Source organism: Winogradskyella pacifica, from assembly GCF_013403915.1.
In the GTDB taxonomy this organism is placed as follows: Bacteria; Bacteroidota; Bacteroidia; order Flavobacteriales; family Flavobacteriaceae; genus Winogradskyella; species Winogradskyella pacifica.
On the sequence record NZ_JABFDI010000049.1, the window covers coordinates 1 to 1,302 of the forward strand.

Sequence of the window (1,302 nt, forward strand, 5' to 3'; positions counted from 1 at the left end):
TGACTTGTACTGAAAAAAGGCTACATAATTTCAAACAATTATGTATAAAAATGACAAAGTAATTAGACGTTACAGTGAACCTTTCAAATTAAAAATTTTAGCCGAACTTAGTACAGGCAAATACACCAAGAGTGAACTCGGAAAACTCTACAGTATTGCGCCTACAACCATCAATGAATGGATTAGGAAGTATGAACGTAAAGATTTAATGAACACCAGAGTAAAAGTGGAAACTAAAGACGAAATTACACGCATCAAGGCGCTTCAAAAAGAAAATGAACAGCTAAAAAAACTACTGCTTAAAAAGGATCTGGACCAAATGGTTGAGGAATCCTATCTAGAAGTGGCAGCTCAAAAATTAGGATACAAAAGTGTCCTTGATCTTAAAAAAAAACTAAATATCAAACCTTAATTATAGCTAAAGAAAAAGCTAAGGGATTTGCATCCTTATCTAAAGTATGTCAGTGTTTTGGGCTAAAACGTGATGCCTATTATAAGTATAAAAATAGAGCAGACAAGCGTAAAGAAATAGAACAGCAAATTATAAACATAGTAAAGAAAAGACGTAAATCCCTTCCAAGAGAAGGTGTACTTAAGCTAACAAAATCCTTAAAACAAGACTTTGAAAAACAACAAATAAAAGTAGGACGAGACTCATTAAATAAGATTCTTAGAGAACATAAAATGCTAACACTTAGAAAAAAATATAGTATGAAGACTACAAACTCACACCATCGTTTTTATAAGTACAATAACAGTATTAAAGCTTTAGAAATCACAAGACCGAACCAAGTTTGGGCGTCAGACATAACCTATATAAGAACAGTAAAAGGGTTTTGCTATTTGGCTTTAATAACAGACATGTATTCTCGTAAAATTGTAGGATATGATCTTAGTGATAGTCTGGAACTAAAAGGATGCGTGAGAGCCCTTAATAAGGCTATTTATCAAGCTAAAAGTATTGAAGGACTCATACATCATTCGGATAGAGGAATACAGTATTGCAGCAATGTTTACACCAATATACTCAAAAGAAAAAAGATAGATATTAGTATGACAGAAGAAAATCATTGTTACGAAAACGCAATGGCAGAACGGGTAAACGGGATCTTAAAAGATGAATTTTTTCTTGACCAGACCTTTGCTAACGTAGAACACGCGAAAGCAGTAGCAAAAAATGCAATTAATTTATACAATGAAATAAGATTACATTTATCTTTAGACTTCAAAACACCAAATATGGTCTATAAATTAACCGCATAAAATCAATTTTAACCTGTAGCCATATTTCAGGGCAAGACA

At 32.3% G+C, this 1,302-nt stretch carries 2 protein-coding genes; both read left to right on the forward strand.

Going from position 1 to position 1,302, the window contains the following annotated elements:
* Positions 1–40 precede the first annotated feature (40 nt).
* Positions 41–412, forward strand: a complete 372-nt coding sequence (locus tag HM984_RS17320) for a transposase (protein WP_179350101.1) — start codon at positions 41–43, stop codon at positions 410–412.
* Positions 413–414: 2 nt separating this feature from the next.
* Positions 415–1,263: an IS3 family transposase gene (locus HM984_RS17325; protein WP_371312756.1), complete on the forward strand. Its 849-nt coding sequence runs from the start codon at positions 415–417 to the stop codon at positions 1,261–1,263.
* Positions 1,264–1,302 lie beyond the last annotated feature (39 nt).